General features: G+C 57.2%; 19 protein-coding genes. 12 read left to right on the top strand and 7 right to left on the bottom strand.

Annotation, left to right across the window (positions count from 1 at the left end; all coding sequences use genetic code 11):
* Positions 1 to 51: 51 nt before the first annotated feature.
* The 6 genes from WF513_RS14135 to WF513_RS14110 form a co-directional block, all read right to left on the bottom strand.
* Entirely contained in the window at positions 52 to 1566 is a 1515-nt protein-coding gene (locus tag WF513_RS14135; protein WP_339080029.1) for an RNA polymerase factor sigma-54, read from the bottom strand.
* Between the two features lie 136 nt (positions 1567 to 1702).
* Positions 1703 to 2428, bottom strand: a complete 726-nt coding sequence (lptB, locus tag WF513_RS14130; protein WP_339080028.1) for an LPS export ABC transporter ATP-binding protein — start codon at positions 2426 to 2428, stop codon at positions 1703 to 1705.
* A gap of 2 nt (positions 2429 to 2430) precedes the next feature.
* Positions 2431 to 2973, bottom strand: a complete 543-nt coding sequence (gene lptA / locus WF513_RS14125) for a lipopolysaccharide transport periplasmic protein LptA (RefSeq protein WP_339080027.1) — start codon at positions 2971 to 2973, stop codon at positions 2431 to 2433.
* Positions 2960 to 3529, bottom strand: a complete 570-nt coding sequence (gene lptC / locus WF513_RS14120) for an LPS export ABC transporter periplasmic protein LptC (protein WP_339080026.1) — start codon at positions 3527 to 3529, stop codon at positions 2960 to 2962. Before lptC ends, lptA begins: the two co-directional genes overlap by 14 nt.
* A 7-nt stretch (positions 3530 to 3536) precedes the next feature.
* Positions 3537 to 4076, bottom strand: coding sequence for an HAD family hydrolase (locus WF513_RS14115; protein WP_339080025.1), 540 nt, complete (start codon positions 4074 to 4076; stop codon positions 3537 to 3539).
* A complete protein-coding gene (locus tag WF513_RS14110) occupies positions 4076 to 5050 on the bottom strand; it encodes a KpsF/GutQ family sugar-phosphate isomerase (RefSeq protein WP_339080024.1) in 975 nt (324 codons plus the stop codon). The genes WF513_RS14115 and WF513_RS14110 overlap by 1 nt, the downstream gene beginning before the upstream one ends.
* A gap of 240 nt (positions 5051 to 5290) precedes the next feature.
* Between WF513_RS14110 and WF513_RS14105 the strand changes: the two genes are divergently transcribed.
* From WF513_RS14105 to hisC, 10 genes are all read left to right on the top strand, one after another.
* A complete protein-coding gene (locus tag WF513_RS14105; RefSeq protein WP_339080023.1) occupies positions 5291 to 6100 on the top strand; it encodes an ATP-binding cassette domain-containing protein in 810 nt (269 codons plus the stop codon).
* Positions 6100 to 6897: a lipid asymmetry maintenance ABC transporter permease subunit MlaE gene (mlaE, locus tag WF513_RS14100; RefSeq protein ID WP_339080022.1), complete on the top strand. Its 798-nt coding sequence runs from the start codon at positions 6100 to 6102 to the stop codon at positions 6895 to 6897. Before WF513_RS14105 ends, mlaE begins: the two co-directional genes overlap by 1 nt.
* Complete coding sequence (gene mlaD, locus WF513_RS14095) at positions 6897 to 7367, top strand: outer membrane lipid asymmetry maintenance protein MlaD (protein ID WP_339080021.1); 471 nt, start codon at positions 6897 to 6899, stop codon at positions 7365 to 7367. Before mlaE ends, mlaD begins: the two co-directional genes overlap by 1 nt.
* A 16-nt stretch (positions 7368 to 7383) precedes the next feature.
* Complete coding sequence (locus WF513_RS14090; RefSeq protein WP_339080020.1) at positions 7384 to 8016, top strand: ABC transporter substrate-binding protein; 633 nt, start codon at positions 7384 to 7386, stop codon at positions 8014 to 8016.
* Positions 8013 to 8321: an STAS domain-containing protein gene (locus tag WF513_RS14085; protein WP_339080019.1), complete on the top strand. Its 309-nt coding sequence runs from the start codon at positions 8013 to 8015 to the stop codon at positions 8319 to 8321. Before WF513_RS14090 ends, WF513_RS14085 begins: the two co-directional genes overlap by 4 nt.
* A 131-nt stretch (positions 8322 to 8452) precedes the next feature.
* Positions 8453 to 8692, top strand: coding sequence for a BolA family protein (locus WF513_RS14080; RefSeq protein WP_339080018.1), 240 nt, complete (start codon positions 8453 to 8455; stop codon positions 8690 to 8692).
* A gap of 12 nt (positions 8693 to 8704) precedes the next feature.
* Complete coding sequence (gene murA, locus WF513_RS14075) at positions 8705 to 9970, top strand: UDP-N-acetylglucosamine 1-carboxyvinyltransferase (protein ID WP_339080017.1); 1266 nt, start codon at positions 8705 to 8707, stop codon at positions 9968 to 9970.
* A gap of 4 nt (positions 9971 to 9974) precedes the next feature.
* Entirely contained in the window at positions 9975 to 10610 is a 636-nt protein-coding gene (gene hisG, locus WF513_RS14070; RefSeq protein ID WP_339080016.1) for an ATP phosphoribosyltransferase, read from the top strand.
* A 169-nt stretch (positions 10611 to 10779) separates the two neighbouring features.
* Positions 10780 to 12090 (top strand): histidinol dehydrogenase, encoded by a 1311-nt coding sequence (hisD, locus tag WF513_RS14065; RefSeq protein ID WP_339080015.1) that lies wholly within the window; start codon positions 10780 to 10782, stop codon positions 12088 to 12090.
* 108 nt (positions 12091 to 12198) lie between these two features.
* Positions 12199 to 13251 (top strand): histidinol-phosphate transaminase, encoded by a 1053-nt coding sequence (gene hisC, locus WF513_RS14060; protein ID WP_339080014.1) that lies wholly within the window; start codon positions 12199 to 12201, stop codon positions 13249 to 13251.
* Between the two features lie 95 nt (positions 13252 to 13346).
* Here the strand turns inward: hisC and algW are convergent, their stop codons facing one another.
* Positions 13347 to 14489: a Do family serine endopeptidase AlgW gene (gene algW / locus WF513_RS14055; RefSeq protein ID WP_339080013.1), complete on the bottom strand. Its 1143-nt coding sequence runs from the start codon at positions 14487 to 14489 to the stop codon at positions 13347 to 13349.
* 111 nt (positions 14490 to 14600) lie between these two features.
* On the opposite strand from algW, the gene WF513_RS14050 reads away from it, so the two are divergent.
* Together WF513_RS14050 and cysD are read left to right on the top strand one after the other, a co-directional pair.
* Positions 14601 to 15359 carry a Nif3-like dinuclear metal center hexameric protein gene (locus WF513_RS14050; protein ID WP_339080012.1) on the top strand — a complete coding sequence of 253 codons (759 nt, stop codon included), beginning with the start codon at positions 14601 to 14603 and terminating at the stop codon, positions 15357 to 15359.
* Positions 15360 to 15535: 176 nt separating this feature from the next.
* Positions 15536 to 16453 carry a sulfate adenylyltransferase subunit CysD gene (gene cysD / locus WF513_RS14045; RefSeq protein ID WP_339080011.1) on the top strand — a complete coding sequence of 306 codons (918 nt, stop codon included), beginning with the start codon at positions 15536 to 15538 and terminating at the stop codon, positions 16451 to 16453.
* Positions 16454 to 16458: the final 5 nt, after the last annotated feature.

Below are 16458 nucleotides of genomic sequence, written 5' to 3'. Positions count from 1 at the left end.
GTGGCGTAGGGTGTTGTGCGCAGAATGAGCTGTCTTCCTTCTTGTGGCTGCCTAAATCAATCGCTTGCGCTCACTGGAAGGCGCTATTGCGAGGGATTCACGGTATTTGGCGACCGTGCGGCGGGCAACTTGAATGCCTTGTGCTTCCAGTAGACCAGCGATCTTGCTGTCACTCAATGGCTTTTTCGCATTTTCCGCGGCGACCAATTTTTTGATGATGGCGCGAATAGCTGTGGACGAACATTCGCCGCCCTCAGAGGTGCTGACATGGCTGGAGAAGAAGTATTTCAGCTCATAAATACCGCGCGGGGTGTGCATAAATTTCTGCGTGGTTACCCGCGAAATCGTCGACTCATGCATGCCCACCGCCTCCGCGATATCGTGCAGTACCAAGGGCTTCATCGCCTCGTCGCCGTAATCGAGAAAGCCGCGTTGGTGCTCGACTATTTGCGTCGCCACCTTCATCAAGGTCTCGTTGCGGCTTTGCAGGCTTTTGATAAACCAGCGCGCTTCTTGCAGTTGGTTACGCATGAAGGTGTTATCGGCACTGGAGTCGGCGCGCTTCACAAAGCCGGCGTACTGGGCATTGACGCGCAGGCGCGGCATGGCTTCTTGGTTTAGCTCCACCAGCCAGCGCTCGTTGTGTTTACGCACGATCACATCAGGCACCACGTATTCCGGCTCGCTGGACTCGATGTGCGAGCCGGGGCGCGGATTGAGACTCTGAATCAAGTCTATGACTTGGCGCAGCTCATCTTCCTTGAGCTTCATGCGGCGCATCAGTTGGCTGTAGTCGCGGCTGCCGAGCAAGTCCAGGTAGTCGCCCGCCAAGCGTTGGGCCTCGTTTAACCACGGGGTGCTAGTGGGCAGCTGGCGCAGTTGCAAGAGTAAGCATTCGCCCAGATTGCGCGCGGCGATGCCGGTGGGCTCGAACTGCTGAATGCGGTGCAGCACGGCTTCAACTTCGTCCAGCTCAATGTCCAGTTCCGGATCGAAGGCCTCGACCACTTCTTCCAGGGTTTCTTCGAGGTAGCCTTGCTGGTTGATGCAGTCGATCAGGGTCACGCCAATCAAGCGATCTTTGTCCGACATCGGCGCCAGGTTTAGCTGCCAGAGCAGGTGGCTTTGCAGGCTTTCACCGCTGGAGGTGCGGGTGGTGAAATCCCACTCGTCATCGTCGTTGGTGTTGCTGGGCAAGCTGCTGGCGCTGGTTTGGTAAATGTCTTCCCACGCGGTATCGACCGGTAGCTCGTTAGGAATACGCTCACCCCAATCGCCTTCTTCCAAGTTGTCCACGGTCTGGGTGGCTTCTTGATAGCTGGTTTCTTGATAGGGTGCTTCGGGCTGTTCGCTGGGGCTGGCGCTTTCTGCGCCATCGGCCATGGGGTCCGAATTGTCGAAATCCTCGCCTTCTTCTTGGCGTTCGAGCATCGGGTTAGATTCCAATGCCTCTTGGATCTCTTGTTGCAGATCCAAGGTCGACAGTTGGAGCAAACGGATGGCCTGTTGCAGCTGCGGTGTCATCGTCAGCTGCTGGCCCATTCTCATGACGAGCGATGGTTTCATTGCAGACCTTATTTACCGGCGTCTATGCGCAATCCACTACGGGCGTTTTAAAAAATGCCACTTGGAAGCAAATTATATGCCTGACTCTAAGGGGTTTGCCTAGCCTTGGCTGTGGCCAAAAAGAGAAAAGCTGCAGTTACAGCTTGAACTCGTGCCCCAAGTAGACTTCTTTGACTATTTGGTTGGCGAGGATGGCCTCGGCATTACCTTCGGCGATCAGCTGGCCATCACTGACAATATAAGCTGTTTCACAAATATCCAGAGTCTCGCGCACGTTATGGTCGGTGATCAACACACCGATGCCCTTGGCCTTGAGGTGATGGATGATCTGTTTGATATCGCCAACGGAAATCGGATCAACACCAGCGAACGGCTCATCGAGCAAAATAAACTTGGGGTTGGTTGCCAGCGCGCGAGCGATTTCCACCCGGCGACGTTCACCGCCCGACAGGCTCATGCCGAGGTTGTCGCGGATGTGACTGATGTGGAATTCCTGCAGCAGGCCTTCGAGTTCTTTGCGCCGCGCTGCACCGTCGAGGTCTTTGCGGGTTTCTAAGATGGCCATGATGTTGTCAGCCACGCTGAGCTTGCGGAAAATCGAAGCTTCCTGCGGCAAATAGCCGATACCGGCGCGCGCGCGGCCATGCATCGGTTGATGGCTGACGTCGAGGTCATCAATCATCACCCGACCCTGATCAGCTTGGACCAAGCCGACGATCATGTAAAAACAGGTGGTTTTACCGGCGCCGTTGGGGCCAAGTAAACCGACGATCTGCCCGCTCTCGATGCTCAGGCTGACGTCACGCACGACTTGGCGACCTTTGTAGCTTTTGGCCAAGTGTTGGGCTTTCAATGTGGCCATTTTTACTGCGCCTGTTGTTCAGCGGGTTTGTTCTTTGGCTGGATCACCATATCAATGCGCGGACGTGGCGCGGTGACATTGGTGCCAGTGGCGCGGCCGGCATTGACGATTTGGCGTTGGGTGTCATAAACGATTTTCTCGCCTTCGAAGGTGTTGCCTTCCTGGATCACCTTGGCCTGATCAATTAGCACGACGCGCTCGTTGGCCATAAAGTACTGAATGGTCAGGCCATAGGCCTTAACGATCTGTTTATCGGCTGAGGGCTGTTGCTCGTAGTAGGCCGGCCTGCCGACTGAGGTGAAGACTTCAACATCGCCCTGAGCATTCTGGGTAATGGTGACAGTGTCGCCGGTGACTTTCATGCTGCCTTGGGTGATGACGACGTCGCCGCGATACACTGCCACGCCTTGTTTGTCATCGAGTTCGGCGCTGTCAGCCTGAATACGGATCGGCTGTTCGCGGTCGGATGGCAATGCCCACACGCTGGCACTGCCGAGTGCGACGCTGAGGCTGAGTAGTAGGGGGAGGGTATTAACGAGCCTCATGCAGACCTCTTACGTTGGACAGCAGGAGCATCCTGCCGTCATTCAAGTACGCTTTCATTCCTTGTGCCGTGGTCACCCCATTGGCCGCGTCGATTCTAACGGCTTGCTGGGTCTGCGCATATTCCTTCTCGGGGAAGATGGTCAGGCGGCTGGTGGTGAGAATAGTCGGGCGGCCTTTGGCATCAATGCGATCAACGCGAACGCTGTCGATCAATTCGACTTCAGTGCCGCCAGACGATACCTCACCACGCTCGCTGCGGATCTTCCAAGGCAGTTCTGTGCCGCGAAACAGGTTCATATTTGGGCGGGTCATCAGGGTGATATCACTGGCCCTAAGGTGCTCGACCTTGTCGGCGGTCAGCTCATAGTGCAGCTTACCGTCGGCTTGGTATTGCACGGTGTAGGTGTTGGTGGCGTAAAAATCGATGGCCGTGTCGGTCCCGGCAGCATTCGGCTGCTGGTTGAAGCTTTCTGGGCTGAGGTTCCAAAAGCCGAGTGCAGCCACAAGCAGAGCGACACCGGCGATCAGGGCAACATTGAATAATTTGCGGGGCATGATGAGCCTATAGATAATCGGCTTGAGCAGCTTCAAGGGTGCCTTGGGCGTGCATGATCAGTTGGCAAAACTCGCGTGCCGCGCCTTCACCGCCGCGCGCATGAGTGACGCCATGGGCATGTTGGCGGACAAAACTGTCGGCGCTGGCAACGGCCATGCCCAGCCCTACGCGGCGGATCACCGGCAGATCGGGCAGGTCGTCACCCAGGTAGGCAACTTGTGAGTAGTCTAGCCCTAGTTCACCCAGTAACTCGTCTAATACCACCAGCTTGTCTTCGCGGCCCTGATAAAGATGTTGAATGCCTAGGTTCTGTGCGCGGCGCTCAACCACCGGCGTTTTGCGACCGCTGATAATGGCGGTGCGCACGCCTGAATTGATCAACATCTTGATGCCATGGCCGTCGAGGGTGTTGAAGGTTTTGAACTCGCTGCCGTCGACCAGAAAATACAGCTTGCCATCGGTAAGCACGCCGTCGACGTCAAAGATCGCCAGTTTAATGGCCTGAGCGCGTTGCAACAGGTCAGGGTTGATCGCAGCAATTGTCATCACATCACTCCGGCGCGCAGCAGGTCATGCATATTTAATGCACCGACCGCCTGGTGGTTGTCGTCGATCACCACCAATGAGCTGATTTTGTGGTCTTCCATGATTTTTAAGGCCTCAGCCGCGAGCATTTCCGCGCGGGCGGTCTTGCCCTGAACGGTCATGACGTCATCAATGATGGTCTGGCGTACATCGATGCTCCGATCCAGGGTGCGGCGTAAGTCGCCGTCGGTGAAAACGCCAGCCAAGCGGCCGTCGTCCTCGGTCACCACGGTCATGCCCAGGCCTTTTTGGGTCATCTCCAGCAGCGCGTCGCGCAGCGACGTGCCACGCTTGACACGTGGCAAGCTGGCGCCGGCGTGCATGACGTGTTCCACCTTCAGCAGCAAGCGTCGGCCCAGGGCGCCACCGGGATGGGAGAAGGCGAAGTCTTCAGCGGTGAAGCCGCGCGCTTCCAGCAACGCAATAGCCAAGGCGTCCCCCAGCACCAGGGAAACCGTGGTGGACGAGGTTGGCGCCAGATTCAGCGGGCAGGCTTCTTGGGCTACGCGCGCGTCCAGATTCACGTCTGCCGCTTTGGCCAGCGGCGACTCCGGGTTGCCGGTCAGGCTGATCAGGGTAATGCCGAGGCGCTTGATCAGCGGCAGCAGGGTAATGATTTCTGCGGTGGAGCCGGAGTTGGACAGGGCTAATACCACGTCGTCGCGGGTAATCATGCCCATGTCGCCGTGGCTGGCTTCGGCGGGATGCACGAAGAAGGCGGTTGTTCCGGTACTGGCCAAGGTTGCCGCGATTTTATTGCCGACGTGGCCGGATTTACCCATGCCGACCACCACAACACGGCCTTTGCTGGCGAGGATCAACTCGCAAGCCTGCACAAAATCACCGTTGATACGTTGCAGCAGGTCCTCGATCGCTTCGAGTTCTAGGCGAATGGTGCGCTGTGCTGACTGGATCAGATCAGTTGACTGGCTCATGACTTCTCTGCGTTGTGCGGCTAAGCGACCGATTATAACGGTAAAGGTGCGCCTGCCCAGCCTTTCCAGCAACGGCGGGTGTGGCGTTGTGAAGTGTTTATCTCTGGCAACATGATCAATCTTGGGTGGGGATTGTCGCGGTGCTATAGTTCGCACCCATTTTCGGTACGCTCGACGACCCGTAGTGCCCTTTGTCCAGGGTGGTGCGTCAGTCAGGCAAGCGTTGAGCAAGGAGTCCAGATGAGCGCCGAGAACCCTTATGCAGTCGAGCTTAAAAAGCTGAGTTTTAAGCGCGGTGAGCGGGATATTTTTAAGAACATCGATATCAGCATCATGCGTGGCAAGGTCACCGGCATTATGGGGCCGTCTGGCTGTGGCAAAACCACGCTGCTGCGTTTGATTGCCGCTGAGCTCAAGCCCAGTCAGGGCGAGGTCTGGGTTAATGATGTGAACCTGCCAAGCCTGTCGCGCAGTGAGCTGTTCGACATGCGTAAGCAGATGGGCGTGCTGTTCCAAAGTGGCGCGCTATTTACGGACCTAGATGTATTTGAGAACGTTGCTTTCCCGCTGCGCGTGCACACCAAGCTGCCGGAAGAGATGATTCGCGATATCGTCCTGATGAAATTGCAAGCCGTCGGCCTGCGCGGGGCTTTAGATTTGATGCCAGACGAGCTTTCGGGCGGCATGAAGCGGCGTGTGGCATTGGCGAGGGCAATTGCCCTAGACCCGCAAATATTGATGTACGACGAGCCTTTTGTGGGTCAGGACCCCATTGCTATGGGTGTTTTGGTGCGTTTGATTCGTCTGCTCAGCGATGCGCTGGGGATCACCAGCATTGTGGTATCCCATGACTTGGCGGAAACCGCGAGCATCGCCGACTACATCTATATCGTTGGTGACACCCAGGTATTGGGCTGGGGTACGCCGGCCGAGTTAAAAGCCTCGCAAGATCCGCGCGTGCGTCAATTCATGCAGGGCATCCCTGATGGGCCGGTGCCGTTCCATTTTCCTGCGGCTAATTACCGCGACGATCTGCTGGGAGGGCGCTGATGCGCAAGACATCTGTGCTCGAACGGGTGCGCCTGTTTGGGGTGGCCGGTATCGATCTGGTAGAAACATTGGGTCGCTCGGTGTTGTTTCTACTGCGCGCCCTGTTTGGTCGTGGCTCGACCGGCCACAGCTTTCAGCTGCTACTCAAACAACTGTACTCAGTTGGGGTTATGTCCCTGGCGATCATTGTTGTGTCTGGCCTGTTTATCGGCATGGTGCTGTCGCTGCAGGGTTTTAGCATCTTGGCCCAATACGGTTCAGAGCAGGCGGTGGGGCAGATGGTAGCCCTGACGTTGCTGCGCGAGTTAGGCCCGGTGGTGACTGCGTTGTTGTTCGCTGGGCGTGCCGGATCGGCGCTGACCGCGGAAATTGGCAATATGAAATCCACCGAGCAGCTGTCGAGTTTGGCGATGATTGGTGTTGATCCGCTGAAATACATCATTGCACCTCGTTTGTGGGCGGGCTTTATCTCCATGCCGCTGCTGGCAATGATCTTCAGCGTGGTCGGTATTTGGGGTGGCGCGATGGTCGCCATCGATTGGTTAGGCGTTTACGAGGGCTCGTTCTGGGCCAATATGCAAAGCAGTGTTTCGTTTCGTGAAGATGTGCTCAATGGGGTAATCAAGAGCGTGGTCTTTGCGTTTGTTGTGACCTGGATCGCTGTGTTTCAAGGGTATGACTGTGAGCCGACGTCGGAAGGGATTAGTCGTGCCACCACCAAAACCGTGGTGTACGCCTCACTTGCCGTATTGGGGCTGGACTTTATTCTGACCGCTTTGATGTTTGGAGATTTCTAATGCAGAACCGCACGCTGGAAATTGGTGTCGGCTTATTCCTGTTGGCTGGGCTTCTGGCCTTTTTGCTGTTGGCCTTGCGCGTCAGTGGTTTGACCGTGGGCAGTAACGACGATACGTACAAGGTGTACGCGCACTTTGAGAACATTGCCGGTTTAACGGTCAGATCGAAAGTGACCATGGCGGGTGTGACGATCGGTAAAGTCACCGCCATCGACCTAGACCGTAACAGCTACATGGGGCGGGTCACCATGCAGGTGGATGATGCCGTGAATAATCTGCCAGCAGACTCCACCGCCTCAATTCTTACCGCGGGTTTATTGGGCGAGAAGTACATTGGCATTAGCGTGGGGGGGGAAGAAGAGGTGCTGAGTGATGGCGGCACCATCTTTGACACGCAGTCATCGTTGGTATTGGAAGACTTGATTGGCAAGTTCTTGCTCAATTCGGTTAACAAAGACCAAGCTAATTAAAATAGAGGCACTGAAGATGTTCAACGCACTACGTAATGGTCTTTTTGTTTGTTTGGCTGTCCTATCGTGTTCGCTGCAGGCGGCTCCCGCTGCCCATGAGGTGGTGCAGCAGACCACCAGCACGCTGCTGGCTGACCTCAAAACTAACAAAGAGCAATACCGCACTGATCCGAGTGCGTTTTACGACGCACTGAACAGTATTCTTGGCCCGGTAGTGGATGTCGATGGGATTTCCCGTGGCGTGATGACCGTGCGCTATTCGCGCCAAGCGTCGCCTGAGCAAATGCAGCGTTTCCAGGAAAACTTTAAGCGCAGCTTGATGCAGTTTTATGGCAATGCATTGCTCGAATACAACAACCAAGACATTCGCGTGTTGCCGGTCAGCGGTCAGCAGGACGCGCAGCGCACCTCGGTGAACATGGAGATTAAAGACGGTAACGGCACCATCTATCCGCTGTCCTACACCATGGTCAATCAAGAGGGCACTTGGAAGATGCGTAACGTAGTGATCAACGGCATCAACGTCGGCAAATTATTCCGTGACCAGTTCTCCCAGTCCATGCAGAACAATCGCAATGATCTGGATAAGGTCATCGATAGCTGGACCGAAACGGTCGCCAAAACTCGCCAAGGGACGGATGCGACGTGAGTCAAGCAAGCATCAGCGAGGTTACGCCCGGCATCTTTAATTTGGTTGGCGTGCTGGATTATGTCAGCGCGCCGGCGTTGCGTGAGCAAGGCGCACGCCTGCTCAAGGCCAGTGCCGCGACAGGCTGCGTGCTTGATTGCACTGCTGTGGAGAAATCCAGCAGTGTCGGCATTGCTCTGCTGTTGGCTTTTATGCGTGACGCCATTGCGGTGGATAAAACCTTAAGCGTGCGCAACCTGCCCGAAGACATGCATCAAATTGCCGAGGTTTGTGGGTTGCTGGAAATTCTCCCGCTGCAATCTTGAGTACCTGCGGCCACCCTTGCACTCGCCCGAGAAGAATGCGGGGTTCGCAGGCGGGAGGCTTTTTTGTATGATGCTCGACCCGCGAGCGTCTGCTCCGCTGTCGTTAATTGATGCATTGATCGAGGTTGAGCATGCAGGCCTTTGAAGTAAAGAGTCTCCTTGAGGCTAAATTGCCGGATACCCAAGTGGAAGTGGAAGGCGAAGGCTGCAACTTTCAGCTGAACCTGATCAGTGACGAGTTGGCCGCCCTAGGCCCCGTCAAGCGTCAGCAGCAGGTCTACGCTCACCTCAACGCCTGGATTGCTGATGGCAGCATTCACGCCGTGAGTATGAAATTCTTTAGCCGTGCCGATTGGGCCGCGCGCTCCTAAACCGAGAGCATCATGGATAAATTGATTATTACCGGCGGCGTGCGCCTTGATGGCGAAATCCGTATTTCCGGGGCAAAGAACTCTGCCCTGCCGATTCTGGCTGCCACGTTGCTCGGTGACGCCCCCGTCACCATCTGCAACCTGCCGCACCTGCACGACATCACCACCATGATCGAGCTGTTTGGTCGCATGGGTATTGAGCCGATCATCGACGAGAAGCTCAGCGTGGAAGTCGACGCGCGCGCGATCAAAACCCTGATTGCACCCTACGAGCTGGTGAAAACCATGCGCGCCTCGATTTTGGTGCTTGGGCCAATGGTGGCGCGCTTTGGTTACGCCGAAGTGGCCCTGCCAGGCGGCTGCGCCATTGGCTCGCGCCCCGTTGACCTGCACATCCGTGGCCTCGAAGCCATGGGCGCGATCATTGATGTCGAGGCCGGTTACATCAAGGCCAAGGCGCCTGAAGGTGGCCTGCGTGGCGCGCACTTCTTCTTTGATACCGTCAGTGTAACCGGCACTGAAAACATCATGATGGCCGCTACCTTGGCCAAAGGCCGCAGCGTGTTGGAAAACGCGGCGCGTGAGCCGGAAGTGGTCGACCTGGCTAACTGCCTGATCGCCATGGGTGCAAAAATCTCTGGCGCAGGCACCGACACCATCACCATTGATGGCGTCGAGCGTTTGCACGGTGCGCGTTTCAGCGTGATGCCGGACCGTATTGAAACCGGCACTTACTTGGTTGCAGCGGCCATTACGGGTGGCCGGATCAAGGTCAAGGACGCTGATCCAACCACCTTGGAAGCGGTGCTGTCCAAGCTGCAAGAAGCCGGCGCTGAAATCACCTGCGGTAATGACTGGATCGAGCTGAATATGCACGGAAAGCGGCCTAAAGCCGTCAACCTGCGCACCGCGCCTTATCCAGCGTTCCCCACTGATATGCAGGCCCAGTTTGTGGCCCTGAATGCGGTTGCCGAAGGCACGGGTACGGTGATCGAAACCGTATTCGAAAACCGCTTTATGCACGTGCATGAAATGATCCGCATGGGCGCGCAGATTCAAGTTGAAGGTAATACGGCCATCGTCACGGGCGTGCAAACGCTCAAAGGCGCGCCTGTTATGGCCACCGATCTGCGCGCTTCAGCCAGCTTGGTGATCTCGGCGTTGGTCGCCGAAGGTGACACGCTGATCGACCGCATTTATCACATCGACCGCGGCTACGAGTGCATCGAAGAGAAGCTGCAGCTCTTGGGTGCCAAGATTCGCCGCGTGCCGGGTTGAGATCATGCTGACTATTGCCCTGTCCAAAGGCCGGATTCTTGATGACACCCTGCCGCTGCTGGCTGCAGCGGGTATTGTGCCGACAGAAGACCCGGACAAAAGCCGCAAGCTGATTATCCCGACCACCCTGGAGTACGTGCGCTTGCTGATCGTGCGCGCGACCGATGTGCCGACTTATGTCGAGCATGGCGCGGCGGACCTCGGCGTCGCCGGCAAAGATGTGCTGATGGAATACGGTGGCCAAGGCTTATACGAGCCGCTGGACCTGCGTATTGCTCAGTGCAAGCTAATGACGGCTGGTGCTGTTGGCGCGCCCGAGCCAAAAGGCCGGCTGCGGGTGGCGACTAAATTCGTCAACGTGGCCAAGCGCTATTACGCTGAACAAGGTCGTCAGGTTGACATCATCAAGCTCTATGGCTCGATGGAGTTGGCGCCGTTGGTGGGGTTGGCGGATAAGATTATTGACGTGGTCGACACCGGCAACACCCTGCGTGCCAATGGTCTAGAAGCTCAGGAGCTGATCGCCACGATCAGCTCGCGGTTGGTGGTCAACAAGGCCTCAATGAAGATGCAGCATGCGCGCATCCAGATGCTGATCGACACCTTGCGTGATGCGGTCGAAGCGCGACACCCCCGCTAATACCCGTGCGGCATTTCGCCGCGTAGCCGCCAAGGATGGCGGAAAGACCGAGCCTGCAGGAGCATTTTTCGGTTGCCTATCCGCGTCATAGCCAATTTTCTCGGGCGTCCATGCGGTGGGCTTGGTAGCCTAACCACGCCCGAGCATTTGCCAATTTAAGAGGCCCGCTATGACCGCTGCTATCGCCATCCGCCGACTCAACGCCGCTGACCAGGATTTTGCCCAGCATCTGGATCACCTGCTGAGCTGGGAAAGTGTCTCGGACGATGCGGTCAACCATCGCGTGCTGGAGATCATCAAGGCTGTGCGTGAGCGTGGCGATGCGGCGCTGGTCGAGTTCACTAAGCAGTTTGATGGGTTAGACGTCGCGTCGATGGCTGATTTGATTCTGCCGCGCGAGCGCTTAGAGCTGGCTCTGACCCGTATCACTCCTGAGCAGCGCCAGGCCTTAGAAGTGGCGGCTGAGCGGGTGCGCGTTTATCACGAGCGGCAAAAGCAAGAGTCTTGGAGCTATACCGAGGCCGACGGCACCGTGCTGGGACAGAAAATTACCCCGCTGGACCGTGCCGGCCTCTATGTGCCGGGCGGTAAGGCTTCGTATCCCTCGTCGGTGCTGATGAATGCCATCCCGGCCAAGGTGGCGGGCGTGCCGGAAGTGGTGATGGTGGTGCCGACGCCCCGTGGCGAGATTAATGAATTGGTGTTGGCCGCCGCCTGCATCGCCGGCGTCGACCGGGTGTTTACCATTGGTGGGGCGCAAGCCGTGGCTGCACTGGCCTATGGCACCGAAAGTGTGCCGCCAGTGGATAAAATTGTCGGCCCCGGCAATATCTATGTCGCCACCGCCAAGCGCCACGTGTTCGGCAAGGTCGGCATCGACATGATCGCCGGCCCTTCGGAGATTCTGGTGGTGTGTGACGGTCAGACCGACCCGGACTGGATCGCCATGGACCTGTTCTCCCAAGCCGAGCACGACGAAGACGCGCAGTCGATTCTGGTCAGCCCGGATGCTGCGTTCCTTGATCGCGTCGCGCAAAGCATTGCCAAGCTGCTGCCGACTCTGGAGCGCGAAAGCATTGCGCGCACCTCTCTTGAAGGCCGTGGCGCGTTGATCCAGGTCGCCGACATGGCTCAAGCCATTGAGGTGGCCAACCGTATCGCGCCGGAACACTTGGAGCTGTCGGTAGAAAACCCAGAGCAATACTTGCCGTTGATCCGCCACGCCGGCGCGATCTTTATGGGTCGCTTCACCGCCGAAGCCTTGGGTGATTACTGCGCAGGCCCTAACCACGTGCTGCCCACTTCGGGTACCGCGCGTTATTCCTCACCGCTCGGGGTGTACGACTTCCAGAAGCGCTCGTCGATCATCCATTGTTCGGCAGAAGGTGCGTCTGAGTTAGGCAAAGTTGCCAGCGTGCTGGCCCGTGGCGAGTCGCTGACCGCCCACGCCCGCAGCGCTGAATACCGCATCAAGGGTTGAGCGTAGGGTGGACAACGCTGTTCTTGTCCACCTGATGTGCATGTAATGTCGGTGGACAAAAAAGCGTTGTTCACCCTACAAGAATTGAATTCGAGGAGAGAAGGGTAGATGAGCAAATTCTGGAGCCCCTTCGTTAAAAACCTGGTGCCTTACGTGCCGGGCGAGCAGCCCAAATTAGCCAAGCTGGTTAAGCTCAACACCAATGAAAATCCCTACGGCCCGTCGCCCAAAGCAATCGCGGCCATGCAGGCGGAGCTAAACGACAACCTGCGCCTGTACCCGGACCCAAACGGCGAACGGCTGAAGCAGGCGGTGGCTGACTTTTATGCTGTGCAGACCAATCAGGTGTTCCTTGGCAATGGTTCCGATGAAGTGCTAGCACACGCCTTTCACGGCCTCTTCCAGCACGGCCAACCGTTGCTGTTCCCGGACATCAGTTACAGCTTCTACCCGGTGTATTGCGGCCTGTATGGCATTACCGCTGAAACGATTGCCTTGGATGAGCAGTTCCAAATTCGCCTAGAGGATTACGTACGCCCCAACGGCGGCATCGTTTTCCCCAATCCGAATGCTCCGACGGGCTGCGCGCAGGGGCTGGAGGCGATTGAGCGCCTGCTTAAAGCCAACCCGGATACCGTGGTGCTGGTCGATGAGGCCTATATCGATTTTGGCGGCGAAACGGCCATCAGTTTGGTGGACCAGTACCCCAATCTACTGGTCAGCCAGACATTGTCCAAATCACGCTCCTTGGCCGGTTTGCGCGTCGGTATTGCGGTGGGTCATCCGGACTTAATTGAGGCGCTGGAGCGGATTAAAAATAGCTTCAACTCCTACCCCCTGGACCGTATGGCAATTGCCGGCGCGGCGGCGGCATTCGAGGACAAGGATTATTTCGAGCAGACCTGCCAGCGGGTCATCGACAGCCGTGAGGCGATGGTGGCTGAATTGCAAACGCTGGGGTTCGAGGTGCTGCCTTCAGCGGCGAACTTCGTTTTTGCCCGTCACCCGGATAAAGATGCCGCGACCTTGGCTGCCGGCTTGCGTGAACAAGGGGTCATCGTGCGCCACTTCAAGCAGCAGCGCATTGCTCAGTTCTTGCGCATCAGCATCGGTACGCCGGAGCAAAACCAGGCGTTGTTGGATGCGCTAGCAGGGCTATAAGCAGCATGCTTTAAATAGCAGGAGCGGATCTAACGCTCCGGCTTTTTTATGCCGTGCAGGTTAAGCAGCCGTGTGCAGGCCATCCATGCCGTGACTTATTTGTCGCTGATAGGTGGCCTGACGCCGATTTCTGCGGTGAGCTGCAGCGCTTTGCCGTTGCGCAAGATATCAATACGGATCTTCTCGCCAGGTTTGGCCCGGGCTACCTGGTTCATTGAGCGGCGACCATCGCCTGCTGTTTCACCGTCAATGCTGAGAATCAGGTCGCCGGGCTGCAGCCCGGCCTTTTGCGCCGGCCCCTCGCGATAGATGCCCGCCACAACGATGCCGGGGCGACCGTCTAGGCCGAAGGATTCGGCCAGCTCTGGGGTCAGCGGTTGCACTTCGATACCCAGCCAGCCGCGAATCACCTGGCCGTGCTCGATAATTGCCTGCATCACTTCCATTGCCAGCTTCACCGGAATAGCAAAGCCGATACCTTGCGAGCCGCCTGACTTAGAAAAGATGGCGGTGTTGATGCCGACCAGATTGCCGTAAGCATCCACTAGCGCGCCGCCCGAATTACCGGGGTTGATCGCGGCATCGGTCTGGATAAAGTCTTCGTAAGTATTGAGGCCGAGCTGGTTGCGCCCGGTGGCGCTGATAATGCCCATGGTCACGGTCTGGCCGACGCCGAATGGGTTGCCGATAGCCAGGCTAACATCGCCAATACGGATGTTGTCTGAGCGGCCGAGGATGATAAACGGCAGGTCTGGCAAGTCAATTTTCAATACGGCGAGGTCAGTTTCTGGGTCACTGCCAATCAGTCGGGCTAGGGTTTCACGGCCATCTTTCAAGGCCACGACAATCTGGTCGGCGCCCGCCACCACGTGGTTGTTAGTCAGTAAATAGCCTTCCGGACTCATGATCACCGCCGAACCTAGGCTCGACTCCATACGCTGTTGCCTAGGCAGGTTGTCGCCGAAGAATTTGCGAAACTGCGGGTCTTCGAACAGCGGGTGCGTAGGTTTATTAACGAACTTGCTGCTGTAAAGGTTAGCCACCGCTGGTGAAGCGACAGTGACGGCGTCGGCATAAGACACCGGTCCTTCCTGCGCTCGGCTGAAGAGCGGGGCTTGGCGCACGTTTACATCCTGCCCCGGCAGGCCGACCCATTGCGGAAAATATTGCATGATCAGCAACGCCGACAGCACGCCGACCAGTAGGGGCCAGCCGAGGAAACGCAGGGCCTTGAACATCGATTCAATCCTGAGGGTTGCCGGGGGCAGGTGCGCCCCTTAAGGTGCGCCATTATAGGGAAGCACCTGGAAATAAAGCAGCGCCCCGCAACTATTGATAAGGAAACTCTAATGGCCATCGCCCTAGCGATCTTGGTGGAGGAAGCCGATCGCTACCTCAACGCCGCGCGCATCAATGATTATTGCCCCAACGGCTTGCAGGTTGAAGGCCGGCCGCAGGTGCGCCGTATTGTCAGTGGGGTCACCGCCAGCCAGGCGCTACTCGACGCTGCCGTGGAGGCTGGTGCTGACGTGGTGTTGGTGCACCACGGTTATTTTTGGAAGGGCGAGAACTCCTGTGTCACCGGGATGAAGCGGCGCCGCCTGCATACCTTGCTGGCTAATGACATGAGCCTGCTGGCCTATCATTTGCCGCTGGATGTGCACGCGGACGTCGGCAATAACGTGCAACTGGCCGCCCAACTCGGCATCACCGTAGAAGGCTCGCTGGAGCCTGAAAATCCAAGCACTGTCGGCTTAGTCGGCTCACTTGCCGAGGCCATGACGGCACAGGATTTCGCCCGCCATGTGCATCAGGTGCTTGGTCGTGAGCCACTGTTAATCACAGGCGAGGGCATGATCCGCCGCGTGGGATGGTGCACGGGCGGCGGGCAGGGCTACATCGATCAAGCGATCGCGGCGGGTGTTGACCTCTATCTGACAGGGGAGGCCTCTGAGCAGACCTTCCACAGTGCCCAAGAGAGCGGCATCAGCTTTATCGCCGCCGGTCACCACGCCACTGAGCGTTACGGGGTGCAAGCGTTGGGTGAATACCTGGCGCGACGCTTTGCTATTGAGCATGTGTTTATCGATTGCCCCAACCCCATCTAACGGCCTGCTTTGGCGTTGACCAAGCGCCCATTGAGTGGCTGGGGACCGGCTTGCCTGTCGGTATAAAGCTAGACCGTTTCGATCTAAACAGGCTCCTGATTAGACGATGATGCTGTGCTAGAGTGCCGCTTCGTCCACGGCCCGCCGGCCCAACTACATCGAAATCGTGAGTAGCCATGCTCGATAAACTGACCCATCTGAAGCAGCTTGAGGCGGAAAGTATCCACATCATTCGTGAAGTGGCTGCTGAATTCGACAATCCGGTCATGCTCTATTCCATCGGTAAAGACTCCGCAGTGATGTTGCACCTGGCGCGTAAAGCCTTCTATCCGGGCAAGTTACCGTTCCCGGTGATGCACATCGATACCCGCTGGAAGTTTCAGGAGATGTATCGTTTTCGCAAGCAGATGGTCGACGAGTATGGCCTGGAGCTGATCACCCACATCAACCCCGATGGCGTGGCGCAGGACATGAACCCCTTCACCTACGGTAGTGCCAAGCACACCGACGTGATGAAAACCGAAGGCCTTAAGCAGGCGTTGAACCATCACGGCTTTGATGCCGCCTTTGGTGGCGCCCGTCGTGATGAAGAGAAGTCGCGGGCTAAAGAGCGCGTGTACTCTTTCCGCGACAGCAAGCACCGCTGGGACCCGAAAAATCAGCGTCCCGAACTGTGGAATGTTTACAACGGCAACGTCAAAAAGGGCGAGTCGATTCGCGTATTCCCGTTGTCCAACTGGACCGAGTTGGATATCTGGCAGTACATCTACCTAGAAAGCATCCCAATTGTTCCGCTGTACTTCGCCGCCGAGCGTGACGTGATCGAGATGAACGGTGCGCTGATCATGATCGACGACGAGCGCATCCTCGAGCACCTTACCCCTGAGCAAAAAGCCAGCATCCATAAAAAGATGGTGCGCTTCCGGACCCTCGGTTGCTACCCGCTAACCGGTGCGGTGGAGTCCACGGCAACCAGCCTGCCGGAGATTATTCAGGAAATGCTGTTGGCCAAAACCTCTGAGCGCCAAGGCCGCGTCATCGACCATGACTCCAGCGGCTCGATGGAAGAGAAGAAACGTCAGGGCTATTTCTAAGCAAG

Source organism: Pseudomonas sp. TMP9 (genome assembly GCF_037943105.1).
Lineage (GTDB): Bacteria > Pseudomonadota > Gammaproteobacteria > Pseudomonadales > Pseudomonadaceae > Aquipseudomonas.
This window is presented reverse-complemented; position numbering and strand designations above follow the sequence as displayed.